Below are 22,381 nucleotides of genomic sequence, written 5' to 3' on the forward strand. Positions count from 1 at the left end.
AAGAAAAGAACTATTCAACTCTCTAGAATATTATTGTTTTGAAGAGACCTTTATTTCCTAACAAAACTCGCCCTATCACAACAATTGAATTGAAAGAACAAGGTCGACAACATAAACAAAACGGCAAAAGATTATACTGGTTTCATCACAACATGTTTTTTCTTACCAAAAGAAAGTTTAACGGTCCCTTCTGCACTGACATCCCCTTCAATAATAAGATGTGTTTCATCCTCAATAATTTGATCATTTACACGGACCCCCCCACCTTGAACGTGTCGGCGTGCCTCACTATTAGATCTAGCGAGTCCTGCTTGTACTAAAAGAGTGAGCAATCCAACACCTTTTTTTAATTCTGAGGCATTAATTTCAACAGTTGGAAGATTTTCTCCTAGAGTTTTTTCTTCAAACGTCTTGCGAGCTGTTTCTGCTGCTGCATCAGCAAGAACACGTCCATGCAACATTGCTGTAATTTCTGTTGCAAGAATTTTTTTTGCTTCGTTAATTTCTGTCCCTTGTAATAGAGAAAGTTTAAGAATCTCATCCATTGGCAATGGAGTATAGAGCTTTAGAAATCGTGTTACATCAGCATCTTCTGTATTGCGCCAGTATTGCCAAAATTGATAAGGTGAAAGCTTATCCGCATTCAGCCATACAGCCCCATTCAATGATTTACCCATTTTGGCACCGGAAGAGGTTGTCAGCAATGGTGATGTTAACGCATATAATTGCGGTGTTCCTAAACGATGCCCTAATTCGATTCCGTTAATAATGTTGCCCCACTGATCAGAGCCCCCCATTTGCATACGCAATCCATAACGTTTATAAAGTTCAACAAAATCATAAGCTTGCAGAATCATATAATTAAACTCTAAGAATGACAAAGAGTGCTCACGCTCAAGTCTGAGTCTAACGGAATCAAATGACAACATACGATTGACAGAAAAATGTTTTCCTACATCACGCAAAAATTCTAAGTAGTTTAAATTGCATAACCATTCCGCGTTATTCACAATACAAGCATCGGTTTCTCGGTCACCGAATGTCAAATAGTTAGCAAATACCTTTTTAATACCATCAATATTTTCAGCAATATCATTTTGTGTCAGAAGGCGTCGCGCTTCATCTTTGAAAGAAGGATCACCAATCAATCCGGTTCCTCCACCCATTAAAGCAATAGGGCGATGACCTGTTTTTTGTAACCAATAAAGCATCATAATCTGAAGAAGACTTCCAGCATGTAAACTCGATGCTGTTGGGTCAAATCCAGTATAAGCGCTTACAGTTTCTTTTGAAAAAAGATCATCTAAGCCTTTTTCATCTGAAATTTGGTGGATAAAACCACGTTCGCTCATAATGTGTAAAAAATCAGATTTAAAGGCAAACACAGATTTAATTTCCTAATTTAAGAGTGCATTATTTTATAGAATAGGCGATTATATAATGAGTTATCTATCATAACTGACACACACCTCACAAGAGAAAGAGACATATTGGTAACATAAAGATAATAATACAGGTATTATTTCCTTTTTACGCTAAAAAAGAGACTTATCAGTGATAGAAAACAGGTATGCTGTTATTCTCATTTCTATCCTGAAATAAAATTTAGAAAAATTTTAAATGCAAATGGAAAAAATTACTTTGTTATGATCAGAAACGACTTTTGCTAATTTTTTATAAATCTATCGTATTTTCCTAAGTTAGTGAAAGTATTTCAGGAGGAGGAGCGAGAAGTTCATTGGAGATATGGTTATCCAAATAGTGGGCACATCGCTCAATAAGTTCTTCATGACAACCACTGAAAAAGTGATTAGCCTCTTCCAATATTTCTTGTGTGATGATGATACCTTTTTGTGTTTTTAATTTATCGACAAGTATTTGAACATCTTTTGGAGGGGAAACTTTATCGATACCGCCATGAATGATAAGCCCAGAGGAGGGACAAGGTGCAAGAAATGAAAAGTCATAAACATTAGGCTGAGGGGCAACTGAGATAAATCCCTCAATTTCCGGTCGGCGCATTAAAAGCTGCATACCAATCCATGCTCCAAATGAATATCCTGCTACCCAACAATTTTTAGAATCTGGATGTTGTGTTTGCACCCAATCGAGAGCAGCAGCAGCATCTGAAAGTTCTCCTATTCCATAATCAAATTCACCCTGACTACGACCAATACCACGAAAGTTAAAACGTAAAGTTGTAAATCCACGTTGTTGGAACATATAAAAGAGGTCATAGACAATTTTATGATTCATAGTTCCACCAAATTGGGGATGAGGATGCAAAATAATCGCAATGGGTGCATTTTTTTGTTGTGAAGGTTGATAACGTCCTTCGAGCCGACCCGCAGGACCGTTAAAAATAATTTCTGGCATAAAATGCTCCTTAAATGCAATAAAAGGCTTTCATTGATCTTGGTCGACTTTTACCATAGAATCTCTTAAATAATTATTAGATATTCTTTTTTTAGTGCACTTTTCAAGAAAATTGCGCTATTTTTTTAATCAATTCATAAGATTAATGATTGCGATGTAAAATGGTTATAAAACGCCGATATTTTGATCATAACGCAACAACACCACTCAAAAAAGTGGCACGAATAGCGTTACTGGAATCTTTAGAAATATTTGGTAATCCATCATCTGTTCATAAGGAAGGGCGTGCGGCTAAAACTTTGTTGCAAAAGGCTCGTCGGCAAATCGCTGAAAATCTTAAAACAGATCCAGATCACGTGGTATTTACCTCTGGTGCGAGTGAAGCCGCAATGACTTTGTTAACACCCTTTTACAATATGGGGAATGCAAAAGTTAAATTTTCTCGTCTTTACCTTGGAGCGACTGAACATCCCTCTGTGGCAGAGGGAGGACGTTTTTCTAAAGAGTTGATAAGCGTCATTGCTGTTGATCAAGATGGGCTCATACAACAAGATAAATTAACATCACTCTTAACGGTTCATGATAAAACAAAAGGTTTACCTCTTGTTGCTATTCAAGCTGCAAATAGTGAAACGGGTGTTATTCAACCATTAACAGAAATCGCCGCTATTGTTCGGGATTTAGGAGGCACTCTTATTGTTGATTTGACACAATATGTAGATAAAAATTTTGTGGATATTAATCAGCTAGGAGGAGACTTTTTTATATTGTCTGCACATAAAGTTGGCGGTCCGAAAGGAATCGGTGCTTTTGTTTCATGTGGTAATCTTCTCATGCCACACCCTCTTATTATTGGGGGAGGACAAGAAAAAGGTCTCCGTGGAGGAACAGAAGCATTGCCCCTTATTGCTGCTTTTGGGGCAGCAATGACTGATTGCTTCACACAGGAGGAAATAAAACAGTTAATATATTTACGCAATAAATTAGAAAATGGACTACAAAGAATAAGTAAAAATGTTGAGATTTTTGGCAAAAGAGTTCAACGTTTGCCAAATACAACTTACTTTACCGTGAAAAATATAAAAGCTGAAACGATGCAAATTGCTTTTGATTTAGAAGGGTTTTCTTTATCATCCGGCTCTGCTTGTTCTTCGGGAAAAGTAAAACAAAGCAAAGTGTTGGAGGCAATGGGGTATCATGTTCCAAATGGTGCCATTCGCATTTCGCTAGGGCGTGGCACAACTTCTGAAGATATTGATGATTTTCTGTCGTTTTTTTCTCAAATTATAAGCAGGAAAAAAGGGGAAGATTTATCATCAGAAAGTTATAAAAATTAGAATTATTTTAAAAATAAAATAAGTTTGATTGAAATTTTTGCACTTTACCTATAGCCTAGAGATAACTTGCTTACTTTAATCTTGTAAAAAACAAGACTTTAGTTACCGGTTTTTGACGCCAAAAAATGGAGAAAATTTATGCCGGCAATACAAGAAACGATACGCCAAGTACGTGAAATAGATGTTGACCAATATAAATATGGTTTTGAAACCAATATTGAAACCGATAAAGCTCCAAAAGGCTTAAATGAGGATATTATCAAATTTATTTCCGCTAAAAAACATGAGCCTGAATGGATGCTAACATGGCGCTTAAAGGCTTACCGACGTTGGCTGACAATGCAAGAGCCTCATTGGGCGCGTCTTGAATATCCTAGAATTGATTTTCAGGAGCTTTATTATTATGCTGCTCCAAAAAATCATACAGGACCAAAATCTTTGGATGAAGTGGATCCTGAGTTATTAGCAACGTACGAGAAACTTGGCATTCCCCTTAAAGAACAAGAGATTTTGGCAGGAGTAAGAAAACAGTCTGATCCCTCCACTTTTGATGACAGTATGTCTGTATCGGGGCAGGTGGCTGTTGATGCAGTCTTTGATTCTGTTTCTGTTGTAACAACATTCAAAAAAGAGTTGGCACGCGCCGGTGTGATTTTTTGTTCTATTTCAGAGGCGATTATTGAACATTCTGAGCTTATTAAAGAATATTTAGGAACAGTTGTACCTATAAGTGATAATTATTATGCGGCCTTAAATGCAGCTGTCTTTACAGATGGTTCATTTGTTTATATTCCCAAAGGGGTTCGTTGTCCTATGGAGCTTTCAACTTATTTTAGGATTAATGAACGCAACACTGGCCAATTTGAACGAACATTGATTATCGCCGCTGAAGATTCCTATGTTTCTTATCTTGAAGGGTGTACAGCACCCCAACGTGATGAAAACCAACTTCATGCTGCTGTTGTTGAGCTTATTGCCCTTGAAAATGCAGAGATTAAATATTCTACAGTACAAAATTGGTATCCTGGCGATAGAGATGGAAAGGGTGGTATTTATAATTTTGTGACGAAGCGTGGAGATTGTCGAGGTGATAGCTCTAAAATTTCATGGACACAAGTTGAGACTGGTTCTGCGATTACTTGGAAATATCCATCTTGCTTACTCCGTGGTAATAATGCGCGTGGAGAATTTTATTCTATTGCCGTTGCAAACGGTCATCAACAAATTGATTCCGGTACAAAAATGATTCATTTGGGAAAAAATACTTCCAGTCGCATTATTTCCAAAGGTATTTCTGCAGGTTTTTCAAATAACACGTATCGAGGACAAGTCACAGCTCATCGAAAAGCACAAAATGCGCGTAACTTTACGCAATGTGATAGTTTGTTAATCGGGAATGATTGTGGTGCGCATACAGTTCCTTATATTGAAGCAAAAAATGCAACAGCTCAGTTTGAACATGAAGCCACAACATCAAAAATTTCTGATGACCAACTTTTTTATGTTATGCAGAGAGGAATTCCCGAAGAAGAAGCTATCGCATTAATTGTAAATGGTTTTGTAAAAGAGGTCATTCAAAAACTTCCCATGGAATTTGCTGTCGAAGCACAAAAGCTTATTGGTATTAGCCTTGAAGGTAGTGTTGGATAATTTTATTTAATTAGATAAATAGAAGACTTTATGTAAAAAGGCTGTAACAGTAGCATATAATGCTAAAAATGACCTCTATGCTAATTACAAAAGTAGATGGATGCTAAGGCAAAATAATCCGCATCTGTATCTGAAAAAACAGCCAAAACAGGATTAAATTATGTTAGAGATAAAAAATTTGCACGCCCGTATTGCTGAGACCGATACAAAAGTTATTCGTGGTTTAAACTTGACAGTTCAAGATGGAGAAGTTGCCGCTATCATGGGACAAAATGGAGCCGGAAAATCAACTTTGTCTTATTTACTTGCTGGTCGTGATGATTATGAAATAACAGAAGGAGATATTCTCTATAATGGGCAATCACTTTTAGAAATGGATCCAGCAGAACGTGCTGCATATGGTGTTTTTCTTGCATTTCAATATCCAATGGAAATACCAGGAGTAGCAACAATGGAATTTTTAAAAGTTGCGATGAACTCTCAACGCAAAGCACGAGGTCACGAAGAACTTAAAATTCCTGAATTTATAAAATATGTTAAAGAAGTTTCAGCCAAACTTGAAATAGATATGGATATGCTAAAGCGTCCATTAAATGTAGGTTTTTCAGGTGGAGAAAAAAAACGCGCTGAAATTTTACAAATGGCACTTCTTGAACCTAAACTTTGCATTTTAGACGAAACGGATTCTGGTTTAGATATTGATGCACTAAAAATTGTTGCAGATGGTGTTAATAAACTTCGGGATTCAAAACGTTCATTTCTGGTGATTACCCATTATCAACGGCTACTTAATTATATTATTCCTGATACGGTACATGTTCTTTATAAAGGACAAATTATCAAAAGCGGTGATAAATCCTTAGCGCTTTATTTAGAGGAAAATGGGTATGCTGATCTTATCAGGGAAGCGGTTTGAGGTTATTAAATATGAATGCACAGCAAAACTTGTTAGCGGTTGAAGAAAATATCCTCAGTAATTTTAATCAGTATGTAAACGACTTACCTGGTGATAAAGCTGTACAGGAAATCCGCAAGAAAACTATTGAGCAGTTTCAAATGACACGGCTTCCTTCCCGTAAAATCGAAAGATGGCATTATACCAATCTGCGTACCTTACTGAAGTCTATTAGCAATTTTTCAAAAGTTCAAGACAATCAATTGGTTGATGCATTGCTTTCAGAAAGTTCTGTTTTCTCCATAAACAATGGAAAAACATCGATAGAGTCAAAGGTAGACAATATTACAGTAAAACGCCTTTCAGACGCATTAGAAGATAATTCTGTGCAGATAAATCAAAACATTTCTGATGAAGATTTTATTGGACAGTTAAATACAGCTTTTGTTACAGATGGTTGGCTTTTTCACATCCCTGAAAATACAAAGTTAAATATACCCATTGAATTACAAAATATACAAATGGGGGGACAATCTCATATTTTTTCGGATATAAAAGTTGATAAAAATAGTCAAGTTATGTTTATTGAACATCAGGTTGGCAATGATAAAGATACCTTTGTCAGTTCAATATTTTCATTAAGTATTGCTGCTGATAGTGATGTTACGTGGATTCTCATTCGCAATCGTGATTTTAATTCTACACAATTTGGTCGATTTTGTGCTGTTCTTGATCAAAGAGCGAAGTTATCACTTTATGTCATTAATATAGGGAGCCAATTAAATCGCCAAGAAATCGATATTGAATTACAGGGAGAAGAATCTAATTTTCAATTACGCGTCATAAATTTATTATCAGGACAAACACATAGTGATCTTACAATGACTGTTCGTCATGTGGAAGAAAAGTCAACATCAACCGAAATTATACGCAATGTGGTTACAGATAAGGCTGTTGGTGTTTTCCAAGGAATAATACGTGTTTCTCAAAAAGCGCAAAAAACAGATGCACGCATGGCTTGTAATAGCCTTATTCTTTCAGATGATGCAGAATTTAATGCAAAGCCTGAACTGGAGATTTTTGCTGATGATGTTGCGTGCGGTCATGGTGCAACAGTTGCTAATATTAATCATGATTATCTTTTTTATCTTATGGCGCGTGGTATCCCATTTAAAACGGCTCGTGCACTTTTGATTAAAGGATTTATCTCTGAGCTCATTGATGACATCAAGCAGGATAAGATTCAAATCGTTTTGGAGAATATCATTAGTAAATGGCTTGAAAAAAATGTTTAAGGTAGAAAAAATGGAAAATAACGTACAAACATTTACTTATAATGTCGAAGAAATTCGGCGTGATTTTCCTATTTTGCACCATCAAGTTTATGGAAAGCGATTAGCATATCTTGATAGCAGTGCTTCTGCCCAAAAACCAATGTCAGTACTCAATGCAATGAATAATTATTATCACTATAGTTATGCTAATGTGCATAGGGGAATGTATTTTTTAGCCAATATAGCAACACAATCTTATGAAAATTCTCGTGAAACCGTTCGGGTTTTTCTAAATGCTCAAAAAGCTGAAGAAATTGTTTTTACGAAAAATGCAACAGAAGCTATTAATACTGTTGCTTATGGTTGGGCGATGCCAAAACTCAAAGAAGGTGATGAGATTGTTCTAACGATCATGGAACATCATTCAAATATTATTCCTTGGCATTTTCTCCGTGAACAAAAAGGTGTTAAACTTATTTTTGTTCCTGTCGATGAAAATGGTGTTCTGCACATTGAAGATTTCCAAAAGGCTTTAAGCGAAAAAACGCGGCTTGTTGCTATAACGCATATGTCCAATATATTAGGAACTGTGCCTCCTGTTAAAGAGATTATTAAACTAGCACATCAAAATTCTATTCCGGTTCTTGTTGATGGTTCTCAAGGAGCAGTACATTTAACCGTTGATGTGCAAGATCTCGATTGTGATTGGTATGTCTTTACAGGTCATAAGCTTTATGGTCCCACTGGTATTGGTGTTTTGTATGGTAAAGAAGATAGATTAGAAGAAATGCGTCCTTTTCAAGGGGGAGGGGAAATGATCGAGGAGGTAACAACCGATAAGGTGTTTTATAATGCTCCTCCTTACCGTTTTGAAGCAGGTACCCCTCCTATCGTTGAAGCTATTGGATTAACTGCGGCTATTGATTATATACAAGAGAAAGGTCGTAGCACGATTCATGCCCATGAGAGGTCCCTTTTAGCTTATGCGCAGGAAAAACTTAAAATGGTTGAGTCATTGCGTATTTATGGTCATTCTCCCAATAAAGGAGCTATTATATCATTTACAATTGAAGGAATTCACGCCCATGATATCGCTATGTTTATTGATAGAAAAGGGGTCGCAATACGTGCGGGAACTCATTGTGCACAGCCTTTATTACAGCGCTTTGGTCTAACATCTATTTGCCGCGCATCGTTAGCCATGTATAACACTAAAGAAGATATAGATCAATTGGTAGAAGCATTGCAAGAAACAAGGACATTTTTTAATGGCTGAATTAATTGAAGAGCGTCATTCTACAGAATCTGTTGAAACTGTAAGTGAAAATAAAAAATCTTACATATCAGCAATTCCAGCAGATGAAATTGATCGTATGACGAATGATATTATTGCTGCTCTTAAAACAGTTTATGACCCAGAGATTCCTGCTGATATTTATGAGCTAGGACTGATTTATCGTATTGATATTGAAGATGATCGTTCAGTAAAAATTGAAATGACTCTTACAGCACCGGGATGCCCTGTTGCTGGTGAAATGCCGGGGTGGGTAGAAAATGCAGTCAGTGCAGTTGAAGGGGTTTCGTATGTTGAAGTCACTATGACTTTTGATCCACCATGGACACCTGATTGTATGTCAGAAGAAGCTCAAATTGCTGTCGGATGGTACTAAAAGTATTGTTAAGAGACTCTAATTTAGCCATTCATGAATAAGCTGTTTACTTTTCACAAGCGTTTGAATTTAAGGACGATCGCATGAGTTATAATAAACAAAAACTAGAACTCACTTGGATTGGAAAAGAAAAACGCCCAAAACTAGAGCCTCGTATCTTATTAGAGGATCTTGAAAAATCTTATCACGCTTCGCATCAAATATCATCCCAAGATATTTTTGATAATAAACTTATTTTTGGTGACAATTTGCTCGCACTCAAAGCGCTTGAACAAGAATATATGGGGAAGATAAAATGTATCTATATCGATCCGCCTTATAATACAGGCAATGCCTTTGAACATTATGAAGATGGTTTAGAGCATTCCATATGGCTCAGCCTTATGAGAGACAGGCTAGAATTGTTACATCATTTACTGGCGGATGATGGAAGTATCTGGATATCAATTGATGATGATGAACAAGCCTATCTTAAAGTGATGATGGATGAAATTTTTGGTCGCCAAAATTTCATCAACAATATTATTTGGCAAAAGAAATATGCTCCACAAAATGATACAAAATGGCTTTCCGATAACCATGATTTTATCATGGTTTATGCCAAAGATAAAACGATTTGGCGCCCTCAATTGCTTCCTCGTTCAAACAATATGGATGCGCGCTATAAAAATCCTGATAATGATCCTCGCGGTCCTTGGAAATCTGGAGATTTATCCGTAAAAAGAGTAACACCTAAGGATATTTATGAAATCATCACACCTTCTGGACGCAAGGTAATGCCTCCTAATGGTAGAAGTTGGGCTATGAATAAAAAAAAATTCTTTGAGTTATTGAACGATAATCGTATTTGGTTTGGTCCAACAGGAAGTAATGTTCCTTCTATGAAACGTTTTTTATCAGAAGTAAAAAATGGTATGGTTTCAATGACGATTTGGCTCTATACAGAAGTGGGACACAACCAAGATGCCAAAAGAGAAGTCAAAGTTTTTAATTCTGATAATGTCTTTACAACTCCCAAACCTGAGCGGTTAATGGAACGCATCATTCAACTTGCCACTAATCCCGGTGATCTTGTATTGGATTCTTTTGCGGGTTCCGGCACAACCGGTGCTGTTGCTCATAAAATGGGAAGAAAGTGGATTATGATTGAACTTGGTGAACATTGTCACACCCACATTATCCCTCGTTTAAAACAAGTCATTGATGGAACTGATCAAGGGGGAATTTCCAAAAGTGTCAATTGGCAAGGTGGCGGTGGATTTCGTTATTATAGTCTTGCACCTTCTCTGTTGCAAAAAGATCCATGGGGACAATGGATTATTAGTCGCGAATATAATGCTGCGATGCTTTCAGAAGCAATGTGCAAACATATGGGATTTACCTATGCACCTGATGAAAATCATTATTGGATGCAAGGGTACTCAACCGAAACAGATTATATTTATGTCACAACAAGCGCTATGACCCATGAACAACTCCGTATAATGAGTGAAGAGGTAGGCTCTCATCGCACGTTGCTGATTTGTGGTACAGCCTTTGATACAAAATCAGCATCCTTTGAAAATCTGACACTCACTAAAATCCCCCGTGCAGTGTTAGAAAAATGCGAATGGGGAAGGGACGATTACAGTTTAAATGTAGCCAATCTTGAACCAGTGATTGTGGTAAAAGAAAACAACAAAAATAAAGATATTGCGCAAGCAGAATTAGATTTATTTGAATAGTATATAAAAAGCGGAGTTTTTCATGAACACTATTGAAAAAAGGATTTCTGCTCGCTTATCGTTACGTGATCCTCAACGTGAATCTTTAAATATTTTGGTAAAAATCTTAGAAAATATAGAGCTTTCTAAAAATGCTGATTTGGTTGCAGAGTTAGAAGTGATAAAAAATCTTTATCCTTCTGTACAAGATTTTGAACGAAACTTTCCCTCTTTTTGTTTTGCCTTAGCAACGGGTGTTGGAAAAACGCGACTTATGGGGGCTTTTATTAGCTATCTTTACTTAACAGGTCGTAGCCGACATTTTTTTGTTTTAGCGCCAAATTTGACTATTTATGAAAAGTTAAAACAGGATTTTAGTCCCCAAAGTCCGAAGTATGTTTTCAGTGGAATGAGTGAATTTATTGCCAATAGACCCGTTATTATTACAGGTGAAGATTATGAAAGTGGTAAAGGTATTCGCGTTGATGAACACCATTTTGAAGGACAAAAGCGTTTGTTTGAGAATAGAGATACGGCCTTTATCAATATTTTTAATATTTCTAAAATTAATACAACAGATAATAAAAAAGGCGCACTAAAATCTAGTATTCCGCGAATTAAACGCTTACAAGAAACGATTGGTGAAAGTTATTTTGATTATCTCGCAAATCTTCCTGATTTAGTTTTGTTAATGGATGAAGCACATCGTTATCGAGCTTCTGCTGGTGCGGCAGCAATTAATGAGTTAAAACCTGTTTTAGGAATAGAGCTTACAGCGACACCAAAAACAATAGGTGCAAAACCCGTAGATTTTAAAAATGTTGTCTATAGTTATTCACTTGCAGAGGCTATGAGGGATGGTTTTGTAAAAGAGCCTGCTGTTGCTACACGTAAAGATTTTCAACTTCAAAATTATACATCTGAACAATTAGAACATATCAAATTACAAGATGCAATTCATGCCCATGAAAACGTGAAAGCAGATTTAATTGTCTATGCAAAAGATTATAACAAAAAGTTCGTTAAGCCTTTTATTTTAGTTGTCGCTCAAGATACAAATCATGCACAGAAATTGCGTGATTTATTGGAATCAGATGATTTTTTTGCAGGAGCTTATAAGGGAAAAGTTATAGAGATTCATACAAAACAGTCGAATATAGAAGAAGATCAAAATATTCAAAAGCTGATTGCAATTGAAGATTCTCATAACCCAACAGAAATTGTTATTCACGTTAATAAATTAAAGGAGGGGTGGGATGTTACGAATCTCTATACTATTGTACCGTTGCGTGCATCGGCTTCAGAAATTTTAACAGAGCAAACAATTGGGCGTGGATTGCGTTTGCCTTATGGGTATAGAACAGGCGTGGAAGCTATTGATCGTTTAACAATTATTGCGCATGATCGTTTTCAAGATATTATTGATCGTGCAAACGATCCAAACTCAATTATAAAAAAGCATATTGAGATTGGAACAGGAGGGAATATCCCCTTTGAAAAGACCGATATATTGACAGTTCCAAGTCAAGTAGAAGCTTTATTGATGCAAACGATGGTAACACGTAATTCCGATATAAATGGAGCATCTTCTGATTTACAAGGTATCATATTACGTCATACAGATTCCCCTACATTAACACCTGAAGAGCAAGATATTGTAGCGATCGCGTGGGATCTTATCAAAGAGAATGATAAATTGCCAAGTTCTCAAATGCTTTGTTCTGCACAGATACAAGAAAAAATTGCTAATAAAGTTATGAATATTAAGCCTTCATCACAAAAGTCTCTTGTATCAAAAGTGGTGACAATTCTGACAAAACAATTAACAGAACTGATAATAGATATTCCAAATATTATACTCATACCTTCGCGTGATGTTACTTATGGTTTTTATGATTTTGATTTAAAAAATCTAGAAAGCTTAAATTTTCAACCTGTTAGTAAAGAACTTTTAATTCGAGAATTGCGTACCCATAAAAGCATTTTTCTTACTTCTAAGAATGAATATGTAAAAGAGCCTTATCTTGAAAACTACATCATTCGTGGTTTGATTGATAATGACTTTGTCGATTATGATAACCATACGCTCTTATTACGAAAATTAGCTAGTCAGATACTAGAACATTTCCGATCTTATTTACCCAATGATACAGCTGTTGAGAACGTATTAATTCACTATCAGCACAAGCTTACTAGTTTTATTGTTGCGCAATTAAGAGAACATCAATGGGAAACGCAAAAAGATTATGCGGTTAAAGTTACACGAGGTTTTGCAACTTTATCACCTATCCATTATGTGTTACCGCAAGGGACGTCTCCTCTTGATTTTCGTAATATTCCTGCCATTAAAAGTGATATTAAAAAACTTGTATTCAGCGGCTTTAGAAAATGCTGTTATCCTTTACAAAAGTTTGATTCAGTAGAAGGGGAATTACGATTTGCTCAAATATTAGAGGATGATGCACAAGTCTTGAAATGGATGAAACCCGCTCGAGGTTTTTTCAGAATAGAATATGATAAAGGATCGACTTATGAACCGGACTTTGTTGTAGAAACGAAGGATGCCAAATATCTTTGTGAGCCTAAAAAAGCCTCTGAAATGCAAAATCCTATTGTTTTAAAAAAGAGAGAAGCTGCAGTTCAATGGTGTTGTCATGCAACGCGCTATGCGGCGACTTATGGCGATAAAAAATGGTATTATGTTCTTATTCCCCATGATGCTATTAAAGCAAATAGTAGTTTTGAAGGTTTGTGTGCAGAGTTTACCATTTCAGAATCTATACTTGAGAGCTCGTAACTTTTTGCTTCAAAAATAAAACACATAAGTTTTTTAATTGACGGGTGTGAGGTTCAATCAAATGTTTGAATAATTATTTTTAACTTTTTTCTAACGACGTTAAAATAAAAAGAAAAATGTATAGAAAAGTTATACAAGATTATGCTTTTGTATGGGGATTTGTAGCACATTTACAATTTTTTATAAAAGTACAATCTTATTTTCGTTATGTGAAAAGATCTTTGAGTTATAGTCATAAATTAAAAAAATATTTTGATTTTATTGAGTAATTTGATAAATGTTCTTTTTTTAAAAAACTTAAACAGTTTATTGTTCTTTCATTTAAAACGCTTGAATATAATGAAATACCCAGAGGATAAAAGGGGGAGTTTTTCATATGACTTTAAATTTAACAAACACTGTTTTTAATTTTTTAAAGAAAAACCCGACGAAAAAGTTTACAGCTCGAGAAATTGCTCAATGGATATTTGAAAATTACCCAGAGAAATGCCGCCAAAAACAAAAGCATTCAACGGCGATAATCAATCCCCTTAATAGTGATGCAGCTCTTATTCAGCAAATTGTTGCTGAAATAGGATCGCAGCGCCCTCAATTACAAAAGCGTTATTCAGAAATTAAAACCACTGAAGGACGACCGCGACAATATTATTTTACTAAACAAACAGATAGTGCTGAAATTGACGCAATAGAGGACAATGCAAAGAGTAGAACAGAAGGTGGCTCTGTTAAAGAGCATGATCTTTATCCGTTATTATCTAAATTTTTATGGTCAGAGCTTGCAGTTTATAGCAAGCGCATTAATGAGAAATGTTCTCGTAATAAACATGGTGCAGGCGGAAATAAATGGCTTTATCCAGATCTCGTAGGGATGCAAGATTTAAGCAAGGAATGGAATCGTGAAATCAAAGACTGTGTTTTGCAATATTTTGATAAAAAGACAAAGCTTTGGTCTTTTGAAGTAAAAATTCTCATCAATCGTTCAAATTTACGAAAAGCATTTTTTCAAACAGTTAGTAATTCTTCATGGGCTAATTTGAGTTATTTAGTAGCTAGTGAAATTGAAGGAGTTGATACATTAAAAGAGCTTCGGATGCTTTCAAGTTTGCATGGAATTGGATTTATAAGACTTAATAAGGAAAACTCTTCCGAGAGTGAGATATTAATTCCTGCCAAAGAACGTAGTGATATTGACTGGGATACTGCTAATAGATTAGTGGAGGAAAACAAAGATTTTCTTGATTATATTAAGCTTATTCGTCAATTTTATCAAACTGGTGAGATGCGTTCTCTAGATTGGGATCATATGTATCTATGAGGGGTATTTTTAAAAAGACTCCATTGTTTAAAAGCCCCTTTTTCAGAGTGATGAAAAATTACTCTAACTATTTTGTTTGACTTATTATATTGATATTGTATCAATTAAATTTTTTTCGCGTACCTCATGAGTGGGGTTGAGTCGGGGAAGAGTAAAAATTCTGTTTTAGGCCTGTTCTATTTTGTGCATTGGGCATGATTCCATTAGATACTAGACTTAATGACTATAATTTATTACAAATTTGCTACTTTAGAGAGTGAAATTCGACTTTTTTGCTTTGTTTATATCAAGCATTAAAAATATTACTTTCTCATATTGAAGTCTTCTTACAGAGAATTTACACTACTATTTCTTTAATTTCTACTGCTGTTCATTTTGATTATTATTAAGTTTTTTATTATCCGAAGTAAACATTCAAAAATATTAATTTTATAAAATATTCACACAGTTTACTCAATTTCTTGAAATAGATTTAAAAAATAAATTTTTCTCACATCTTATAGTAAAGGGGTGTACTATCACAGTTTGCCACAATACTCTCTTTATTTTTCAATAATACCGCACGCTAAACGTGCACCACCTCCGCCAAGCGGTAATGGTTTATCTGATTGATTATCAGCCCCTAAATGAATGACTAAAGAGCGCCCTTTAATTTCAGAGATTTTTTTTAATCGTGGAGCAAGAACGCTCATTATGGCATATCCGTGCTTATCAACATAAAGTGCTGGTAAATCACCAAGATGACCATTGACATTATAAGGTCCTAAATGTTTTCCGGTATGTTCCGGATCATAATGTCCACCTGCGCTTCCACCAATTATGCCATCTTTTGTATCACATGAAGGATTCACATGTACATGAAAACCATGCATCCCTTCTGATAAAGTAGATAAATTAGGGATGAAAATCAAACCGTACGTGTTTTCTTCAATTTTAATGCTACCAATAGCCTTTTTGAAATTGTTATCTTCTAATTTATAAATATTTACTTGTGTTGATAGTGCTAATACAGAATTTTTATGAATTAAAAATGCCATAAAAAACAATAATGATAATAATATTTTTTTCATAAAATACCTTTATACTTATTTTAAATAGATTATTATCTATAATTAATAATCTATATATAATAATATATTATATAAGTGTCTTAAATTGAACTTTTACAAAAATAATTTAAATAGAAATATTAGTTATTAGAAAGAGCAAATAAATTAAAGTATGTTTATATATATATATTTCTAAACATAACTTTCATTTTTTGATCTATAAAAAATGTAGCTTCCATAGACTGATAATTATATCTCGCTTACATTTCTTCAAGAGATGCTTTAAAAAATCTACTTTTTTGATGTATAATAAAGAATTAAGCAAACAGTTTTAATAAGTTAGATGTTATTTCATTTATAATATGATAATCGTTTCATCAAAAAAAAGAACATATAATTTGTTGATGATTTAATTGTTTTTCATAGAAAAAATGACGAGAAATTTCTATTCATTATGAAATTTATAAGAGAAAGAATTATTATGATTCATATAAATTTCCCATAAAATACAGCATATACCGACACTTCCTCCCATTCCTGATCCTATCAGTGCTCCTATTATTATTCCGGCAGAAAGTGCTACTCCTATACCCATTGCGATAACTGGACCAAATCCTGGAAGAGCAATATAACCATAAGCTGAAAGAATTGCCGCGATAGCTCCTGATATGCTTCCATTTAAACCGCCAATGAAAGCAAATTCTTTAATAGAATGGCAGCACTTTTTTAAATTTTTTTTCTTACGGCTGTAAAAAGAAACGTTGCTGTAAGTTTTAAAATCAATCATATTCTTTTCTTTCATTTTGAATGCTAACTGTTCCTGAATAGTCAACGGATACGAAAAAATGGGACTTTTTAAATTTTACTAAAGCACGCCAGATGCCATTGTCATCTAAACGCAATCGTTTAATATTCTCAAAACCATTTTGCATAAGACAATTTTTAACTTGTGAAGCAGTAAATGAGTTCTGACCTATTTTAGTGACATTTTGAGTAGAGCTATAGGTAAAGGTTTGACAATAAGGAAGGTGAAAAACTTCACTTATTGAAGTAGTGACTATCAACGAGACACATACAATCATTATAAAAAAAGTACTTAATTTCAAAAATTTATTTAGTGTCATCTTGTTACCATTTGTTAAAACAACACTTCATTAACCTCTGTGTTACTAACAGGTTCCAAAGATGATTTTATTTTTAATATTATACTTAATAATAAAAAGATTTTAAAATCCATTGATTAAATAAAACTGTTTTTTATTATTTATTTTCTTATTAAAATTAATATTATAAAATAACTCTTTAAAAACGGTATTATTTTTCATTTTCTTTATAGTGCAAAATTTAACAGATGTGATTTAGCAAGATATCTTTACAATTTAAGCTTTAGTCTATAATTAAGTTTTATCTTATTTCATATCAATATGCTAAATATATATAATAATTTTTTCTTTCCTAGAAAGAACAAAGATATTTTTTGCATCAGTAATATGATATGATTGCAAAATGCAATTTATTATTTTTTTATTTTACGTTATTGTCCATTATTGTTCAGTAGGGCTGTTTTGATGATTTTGTTGGAGATATTTGCATAATTTCCTTGAATCCATAACCCGGATACATTCCTTCGCGCATAAATAAATTACGTAATGGTGGGAAACTATGTAACAAACCAAGCCCAATGCTTCGTATGATATGAACAGGCAACATATGAGAAAGTAGAGCAGAGTTCAGTGTATGAACAGCTCCACTTCGGATTAATATATCTGGTTTGCGACATTTGTTATAATGTGCAACAATCATTTCAGAGTTAGAATTGGATATTTTATTAGGTAAAATATCAATTAAAGTTTGGACATCACGGAATCCTAAATTCAATCCTTGTGCCCCAATAGGGGGGAAAACATGAGCGGCTTCACCGACTAAAATTGTTCGATTAGCAGCAAAATGACGAGAAAGAAGTCCGAAAAGCGGCCATGCTTGAATTGATGTTTCTAAGCTTAGCTTTCCAAGCATTGATTGCATTTTGTTTTCGATCATTTTTGCAATTGTTTTTGGTTCTGTATTCAATAATTCTTCAGCACGGGAAGGATGAACAACCCATACAAGACTAGATCTTCGTCTTGGTAGTGGAACCTGTGTAAATGGACCGTGTTCTGTATGAAATTCGGTTGATGTATTTTGATGAGAAAACTCATGAGAAAAGTTGAGAACAAGTGCTTTTTGTGGATAATTCCACTGTTTGACACTTATCCCTGCTGCGGCACGTGTAAGAGAGTGACGTCCATCAGCTGCAATAACAAGTGGTGCTTGAATGACTCTACAATCAGCAAGAGTAATACATACATGTTTTTTTGTGTGATGAACAGATTTGGCTGCAGAAACAAATCTTGTAATATTAGGCGTATGTGTAACAGCATCGACTAAAGCACTGTTCAATTTTACATTAGGTATATTATAGCCAAAAGCTTTTTCACCAATTTCAGCAGAAGAAAAATGCACCGTAGGAGCATGCACAATTCTAGAAGTTATATCTATAATTCTCATGGAAGATAAAGCTGCTGCATGTTTTTGAAGATTATCCCAAATATTGAGTTTTTGAAGCATGCGTATTGCAGGCATCATAAGAGCAGTTGTCCGTAACTCATCTGTATGAGCAGGGGGCCCAACAAGAAAAACAGAAAGCCCCTCATGTGCAAGACTCAGCGCCGCTAACATTCCGACAGGGCCTGCACCAATAACAGCAATATCTTTATGCTCTTCCTTTTCAAATATCACAATGACTTGAACCTTTCTCCATTGAGAAAATATTTTAACATTTCCAAATGATCGCTCTCTTTTTATTATATGAAGCTCTTCTATTATAGTATGTAATAAATAATGCGATATAAAAAAGTAACCTTTTTATGTTTTTTTAAAATGCTGAGTTATATCATCGGTAAAAAATGGCGTATTGATAGATGGTTGAAGACTTTAAAAACGAGGATAAGAAAAACTTGAAACGTAAACTAACAAAGAAAATCAAAACAAATGCTAAATTATTACGCCATAAAAAAGTAACAATGCCACAAGCAAAGGCCTTTTCTGTTCATTTACTAACAGCTTCGGGATCATTTTTAGCGTTTCTTTCTCTTATATCAGCCTCTCAAAAAGAATGGACAGCTATGTTCTGTTGGCTTGGGCTTGCTCTTCTCGTTGATGGTATAGATGGACCAATTGCACGTAAACTTGATGTTAAATACGTTCTTCCAACATGGTCTGGAGAGCTGTTAGATAATATTATTGATTACGTGACTTATGTCTTAATTCCTGCCTTTGCACTCTATCAAAGTGGTTTTATGGGGGTAGGGTTATCATTTTCATTGAGTGCAATTATTGTTATTTCATCTGCTATTTATTATGCAGATACTAGTATGAAAACCAAAGAAAATTTTTTTAAAGGATTTCCTGTTGTTTGGAATATGATGATTTTTACGCTTTTTGTCGTCAGACCAGGAGAGTGGATTACTTTTATCATTATTGTTTTATCGGCGATTATATCTTTTTTGCCAATTTATTTTATTCATCCAGTAAGAGTCCTTCGTTTACGTAGGGTTAATTTTCCCATTTTTCTCTTATGGTGTTTTTTTGGTATTTCTGCCTTCTTTTATCAACTAGAGGCTCCCTATTGGGTTAAAATAGGAATTTCGGTAACAGGAATTTATATATATTGTATTGGTGCAATCATGCAAATATTTCCTCAACTTGGGGCAAAAAATATAAAAAAACAATGAAATAGTTGTTTTAAGAAGGGTGTGAGATGCAAATTAATTTTGGAGCAGATGATGATATTTCTTTTACGAAAGAAGGGCGGGCTGGTATTATAAAGCTCACACGTCCTTCAGCATTAAATGCTCTTAATCAACGAATGGTTTCAGCTTTAAAAAAAGCTCTCAGAACATGGGAAACAGATGATAATGTTTCTTGTGTCTTAATTGAAGGGGAGGGGCGTGCTTTTTGTGCTGGTGGAGATGTTGTAGAAATCTATCATATGGGGAAAAGTGTTGCTTCTTGTCAATACTTTAGGGATGAATATAGCTTAAATGCTTATATCAAACATTTTTCAAAGCCCTACATTGCTTTCTTAAACGGTATTTGGATGGGAGGAGGGGTCGGTATTTCTCTCTATGGTTCGCATCGAATTGTTACAGAAAATACAGTTTTTGCTATGCCAGAAGGTGCGATTGGATTTTTCCCAGATGTAGGTGCAAGTTTTTTCTTACCATCTCTTCCCAATCATTTTGGCATCTATCTTGCATTAACGGGCGCACGCATAAAGTGGGGAGATTGCTTAAATTTAGGATTAGCAACACACGCCGTTGCTGAAACTGAATTCGATATGATTAGAAAAGCTGTTATTGAGCAAGGAGATCCCACTTTAGCTTTAAACGAGCGAGCAATTACAAAAGACTATGAAACAAGTTATGAAATACGTTGTATTATTAACAGTTGTTTTAGTGCCCATAGCTTAGAAGAATGTCTTGAGTTACTACATAAAAAAAGCAATGAAGATGTTTTATTTGCTAAAGAATGTTATGATATTTTGCAGTCACGTTCTCCGACAAGTTTAAAAGTTATCTGGAAACAAATGAAACAAAATTCATCTCAAACGTTGGAAGATTGTATGAAAATTGAAAACCGCATAGCGCATCATATGATTCATTCACATGATTTTTATGAAGGTATACGTGCTATGTTAATCGATAAGGATAAAAGACCTCAATGGCAGCCAGATAAACTTTCAAATGTGACAGATGAAATGGTAGATTCTTACTTCCAACCTGTTGAACAAGAGTTATTATTGTGAAAAATAATTCTCACAAACAGATTTCAAAAATCAATTTAATCTATAACTGTTACTTACGGTTTTTGGCACTTATTTGCTTAGTTCTAGGTATTTGTTATTGGATACGCCTTGTTGGTGTTTTTCCAGGTATTCTATGGCGTTTTGATCTTATGCCTTGGCAGTGGCAATTTGCATCAGTTATATTGGCTATTCTCTATCCTATTGCCTTAGTTGGACTTTGGATGTATTCACTATGGGGCATCATTGTGTGGTGTATTGCAGCATTGATTGAAGCAATAACAATGTATTATTCCGATTTTATTTATCAGCCATTTGTACCATTATTTCATGGAATATTGTTTTTAGCTTTTATAGCACTACAAATTGTGATGATTTTTTTTAAAAGAGTAAAAAATAAAAAAACATTGTGATTGAAATTTTCGAGCCAGAATAACAGGCTCGATTTTCAATCTTAGCTAATTTAAGTAGCTCATTTTAAAGATTCATTCTTCAAAGCGCTGATGCTAGATATACTATTTCTATAAAGTTCCATAATATATATTATGCGATAACATGATACAGAAGATAAATCCTTTATCCCAAAAGAAAACCCTCCTTTAAAACATCATCATATTTATATCATACAATTTACTTTTAAAATAAAATTTGGTCTTTAAAGTACATTCCTTAAAGACCAAAAAATGAAATTACGTATAATAAAACTAAGAAAAATTATTGTGCTATTTGACAACGTTTCGTACGTGCAAGATCATTCAAAACAGCATTACGGTTATTTAAAGCTGAAATTTCATTACTTTCACTGGATTTAGGATCTATAAAAAACAAAGCAGGAAGAAATACAAGACTTGTTGCTGCTAAAGCCGCATTTTTATTTCTTGCTTTATAACGCTCTCTAATTGTAGCATCGATTTGGCGCTTATTAGCAAAAAATTCCCGTTGAATATCAGAACAACTCATTGTTCCATCATGTAATGTGGTAACTGGAATATTTTTTTCTAAACGCCCCCCACATGCTGTCAAAAAAAACGCTAAAACGACAATACATACACCCCATTTAAAATTTTCTTTATACATAAAAACCTCACTTTTAACACAAAATGTTTTTAATGAGATTTAAATAGAGCAAAAGTAAGATTAAAATTTTAACAAATATACTATCAACAAAAATATATTTCGTTAATAAGTTCACGCATCTGTTTAAAAAGTAAGACCTTGACTTGATATGCAGGTTTTACATAGGATGGGACGTAATTTGCGACCACATTGTAATCCAGCGATCTATCCATATGTGTGAGTATTGCTTGTTTTGGCTTTAAATATTCTATCCATTGTAATGCTTGATCAACAGAAAAATGACTTGGGTGAGATTTAAATTGAAGAGCTTCAATGATGAGAACATCCAAACCCATTAATTTGGATAACGTTTTTTCAGGAAACTCACTAACATCTGTGCAATTGGTCTTTAAAGT

At 34.4% G+C, this 22,381-nt stretch carries 19 protein-coding genes and 1 pseudogene; 12 read left to right on the top strand and 8 right to left on the bottom strand.

Features of this window, described 5'->3' with window-relative positions; all coding sequences use genetic code 11:
* Positions 1 to 131 precede the first annotated feature (131 nt).
* Together tyrS and ACFILL_RS05360 are read right to left on the bottom strand one after the other, a co-directional pair.
* A complete protein-coding gene (gene tyrS, locus ACFILL_RS05355) occupies positions 132 to 1,385 on the bottom strand; it encodes a tyrosine--tRNA ligase (protein ID WP_375631146.1) in 1,254 nt (417 codons plus the stop codon).
* 310 nt (positions 1,386 to 1,695) lie between these two features.
* Positions 1,696 to 2,376: an alpha/beta hydrolase gene (locus ACFILL_RS05360; protein ID WP_273791258.1), complete on the bottom strand. Its 681-nt coding sequence runs from the start codon at positions 2,374 to 2,376 to the stop codon at positions 1,696 to 1,698.
* Between the two features lie 161 nt (positions 2,377 to 2,537).
* Here ACFILL_RS05360 and ACFILL_RS05365 point away from each other — a divergent pair, with 161 nt between their 5' ends.
* The 9 genes from ACFILL_RS05365 to ACFILL_RS05405 all read left to right on the top strand — a co-directional run bounded on the left by ACFILL_RS05365 (position 2,538) and on the right by ACFILL_RS05405 (position 15,017).
* The gene (locus ACFILL_RS05365; RefSeq protein ID WP_375637635.1) at positions 2,538 to 3,713 is read left to right on the top strand and encodes a cysteine desulfurase family protein; all 1,176 of its coding nucleotides are present in this window, start codon (positions 2,538 to 2,540) and stop codon (positions 3,711 to 3,713) included.
* A gap of 138 nt (positions 3,714 to 3,851) precedes the next feature.
* A complete protein-coding gene (sufB, locus tag ACFILL_RS05370) occupies positions 3,852 to 5,363 on the top strand; it encodes a Fe-S cluster assembly protein SufB (protein ID WP_375637634.1) in 1,512 nt (503 codons plus the stop codon).
* A 160-nt stretch (positions 5,364 to 5,523) separates the two neighbouring features.
* The gene (gene sufC, locus ACFILL_RS05375) at positions 5,524 to 6,279 is read left to right on the top strand and encodes a Fe-S cluster assembly ATPase SufC (protein WP_273791255.1); all 756 of its coding nucleotides are present in this window, start codon (positions 5,524 to 5,526) and stop codon (positions 6,277 to 6,279) included.
* Between the two features lie 11 nt (positions 6,280 to 6,290).
* Positions 6,291 to 7,553 (top strand): Fe-S cluster assembly protein SufD, encoded by a 1,263-nt coding sequence (gene sufD, locus ACFILL_RS05380; RefSeq protein WP_375637632.1) that lies wholly within the window; start codon positions 6,291 to 6,293, stop codon positions 7,551 to 7,553.
* A 10-nt stretch (positions 7,554 to 7,563) separates the two neighbouring features.
* Positions 7,564 to 8,808, top strand: a complete 1,245-nt coding sequence (locus ACFILL_RS05385; protein WP_273791254.1) for a cysteine desulfurase — start codon at positions 7,564 to 7,566, stop codon at positions 8,806 to 8,808.
* The gene (locus ACFILL_RS05390) at positions 8,801 to 9,202 is read left to right on the top strand and encodes an SUF system Fe-S cluster assembly protein (RefSeq protein WP_273791253.1); all 402 of its coding nucleotides are present in this window, start codon (positions 8,801 to 8,803) and stop codon (positions 9,200 to 9,202) included. The genes ACFILL_RS05385 and ACFILL_RS05390 overlap by 8 nt, the downstream gene beginning before the upstream one ends.
* Before the next feature lie 83 nt (positions 9,203 to 9,285).
* On the top strand, positions 9,286 to 10,926 hold the full coding sequence (locus tag ACFILL_RS05395) for a site-specific DNA-methyltransferase (RefSeq protein WP_375643434.1): 1,641 nt from the start codon (positions 9,286 to 9,288) through the stop codon (positions 10,924 to 10,926).
* Positions 10,927 to 10,948: 22 nt separating this feature from the next.
* Positions 10,949 to 13,702, top strand: a complete 2,754-nt coding sequence (locus ACFILL_RS05400) for a DEAD/DEAH box helicase (RefSeq protein ID WP_375643433.1) — start codon at positions 10,949 to 10,951, stop codon at positions 13,700 to 13,702.
* A 376-nt stretch (positions 13,703 to 14,078) separates the two neighbouring features.
* Positions 14,079 to 15,017, top strand: coding sequence for a COG2958 family protein (locus ACFILL_RS05405; protein WP_375643431.1), 939 nt, complete (start codon positions 14,079 to 14,081; stop codon positions 15,015 to 15,017).
* Positions 15,018 to 15,559: 542 nt separating this feature from the next.
* On the opposite strand, the gene sodC is transcribed toward ACFILL_RS05405, so the two are convergent.
* The 4 genes from sodC to ACFILL_RS05425 form a co-directional block, all read right to left on the bottom strand.
* Positions 15,560 to 16,087, bottom strand: coding sequence for a superoxide dismutase [Cu-Zn] SodC (gene sodC / locus ACFILL_RS05410; RefSeq protein ID WP_273791249.1), 528 nt, complete (start codon positions 16,085 to 16,087; stop codon positions 15,560 to 15,562).
* Positions 16,088 to 16,511: 424 nt separating this feature from the next.
* A complete protein-coding gene (locus ACFILL_RS05415; RefSeq protein ID WP_375631138.1) occupies positions 16,512 to 16,868 on the bottom strand; it encodes a hypothetical protein in 357 nt (118 codons plus the stop codon).
* The gene (locus tag ACFILL_RS05420; RefSeq protein ID WP_273791056.1) at positions 16,846 to 17,190 is read right to left on the bottom strand and encodes a hypothetical protein; all 345 of its coding nucleotides are present in this window, start codon (positions 17,188 to 17,190) and stop codon (positions 16,846 to 16,848) included. The genes ACFILL_RS05415 and ACFILL_RS05420 overlap by 23 nt, the downstream gene beginning before the upstream one ends.
* Before the next feature lie 427 nt (positions 17,191 to 17,617).
* Positions 17,618 to 18,844 (bottom strand): UbiH/UbiF family hydroxylase, encoded by a 1,227-nt coding sequence (locus ACFILL_RS05425; RefSeq protein WP_375643430.1) that lies wholly within the window; start codon positions 18,842 to 18,844, stop codon positions 17,618 to 17,620.
* Positions 18,845 to 19,026: 182 nt separating this feature from the next.
* Between ACFILL_RS05425 and pcsA the strand changes: the two genes are divergently transcribed.
* From pcsA to ACFILL_RS05440, 3 genes are read left to right on the top strand one after another with little or no spacing between them, the layout of a single operon-like run.
* On the top strand, positions 19,027 to 19,839 hold the full coding sequence (gene pcsA, locus ACFILL_RS05430) for a phosphatidylcholine synthase (protein WP_375637627.1): 813 nt from the start codon (positions 19,027 to 19,029) through the stop codon (positions 19,837 to 19,839).
* A gap of 26 nt (positions 19,840 to 19,865) precedes the next feature.
* Positions 19,866 to 20,912 (top strand): enoyl-CoA hydratase/isomerase family protein, encoded by a 1,047-nt coding sequence (locus tag ACFILL_RS05435; RefSeq protein ID WP_375643429.1) that lies wholly within the window; start codon positions 19,866 to 19,868, stop codon positions 20,910 to 20,912.
* A complete protein-coding gene (locus tag ACFILL_RS05440; RefSeq protein WP_375631134.1) occupies positions 20,909 to 21,322 on the top strand; it encodes a DUF6163 family protein in 414 nt (137 codons plus the stop codon). The genes ACFILL_RS05435 and ACFILL_RS05440 overlap by 4 nt, the downstream gene beginning before the upstream one ends.
* 301 nt (positions 21,323 to 21,623) lie before the next feature.
* Here ACFILL_RS05440 and ACFILL_RS05445 read toward each other — a convergent pair whose 3' ends face one another.
* Entirely contained in the window at positions 21,624 to 21,986 is a 363-nt protein-coding gene (locus ACFILL_RS05445) for a hypothetical protein (RefSeq protein ID WP_375637625.1), read from the bottom strand.
* Between the two features lie 83 nt (positions 21,987 to 22,069).
* Positions 22,070 to 22,366 (bottom strand): annotated as a pseudogene (locus ACFILL_RS05450) (MBL fold metallo-hydrolase); the annotation flags it as partial.
* Positions 22,367 to 22,381 lie beyond the last annotated feature (15 nt).

Origin of the sequence: Bartonella sp. AP20NXHL, assembly GCF_042196165.1 — a bacterium.
Classification (GTDB): domain Bacteria; phylum Pseudomonadota; class Alphaproteobacteria; order Rhizobiales; family Rhizobiaceae; genus Bartonella.

Coding starts and splice junctions, on each gene's coding strand:
- sodC (WP_273791249.1), bottom strand. CDS start 16,087: ATGAAAAAAATATTATTATCATTATTGTTTTTTATGGCATTTTTAATT.
- ACFILL_RS05420 (WP_273791056.1), bottom strand. CDS start 17,190: ATGACACTAAATAAATTTTTGAAATTAAGTACTTTTTTTATAATGATT.
- ACFILL_RS05400 (WP_375643433.1), top strand. CDS start 10,949: ATGAACACTATTGAAAAAAGGATTTCTGCTCGCTTATCGTTACGTGAT.
- ACFILL_RS05390 (WP_273791253.1), top strand. CDS start 8,801: ATGGCTGAATTAATTGAAGAGCGTCATTCTACAGAATCTGTTGAAACT.
- sufB (WP_375637634.1), top strand. CDS start 3,852: ATGCCGGCAATACAAGAAACGATACGCCAAGTACGTGAAATAGATGTT.
- ACFILL_RS05385 (WP_273791254.1), top strand. CDS start 7,564: ATGGAAAATAACGTACAAACATTTACTTATAATGTCGAAGAAATTCGG.
- ACFILL_RS05365 (WP_375637635.1), top strand. CDS start 2,538: ATGGTTATAAAACGCCGATATTTTGATCATAACGCAACAACACCACTC.
- ACFILL_RS05360 (WP_273791258.1), bottom strand. CDS start 2,376: ATGCCAGAAATTATTTTTAACGGTCCTGCGGGTCGGCTCGAAGGACGT.
- ACFILL_RS05435 (WP_375643429.1), top strand. CDS start 19,866: ATGCAAATTAATTTTGGAGCAGATGATGATATTTCTTTTACGAAAGAA.
- pcsA (WP_375637627.1), top strand. CDS start 19,027: ATGGTTGAAGACTTTAAAAACGAGGATAAGAAAAACTTGAAACGTAAA.
- ACFILL_RS05405 (WP_375643431.1), top strand. CDS start 14,079: ATGACTTTAAATTTAACAAACACTGTTTTTAATTTTTTAAAGAAAAAC.
- ACFILL_RS05415 (WP_375631138.1), bottom strand. CDS start 16,868: ATGAAAGAAAAGAATATGATTGATTTTAAAACTTACAGCAACGTTTCT.
- sufD (WP_375637632.1), top strand. CDS start 6,291: ATGAATGCACAGCAAAACTTGTTAGCGGTTGAAGAAAATATCCTCAGT.
- ACFILL_RS05395 (WP_375643434.1), top strand. CDS start 9,286: ATGAGTTATAATAAACAAAAACTAGAACTCACTTGGATTGGAAAAGAA.
- sufC (WP_273791255.1), top strand. CDS start 5,524: ATGTTAGAGATAAAAAATTTGCACGCCCGTATTGCTGAGACCGATACA.
- ACFILL_RS05445 (WP_375637625.1), bottom strand. CDS start 21,986: ATGTATAAAGAAAATTTTAAATGGGGTGTATGTATTGTCGTTTTAGCG.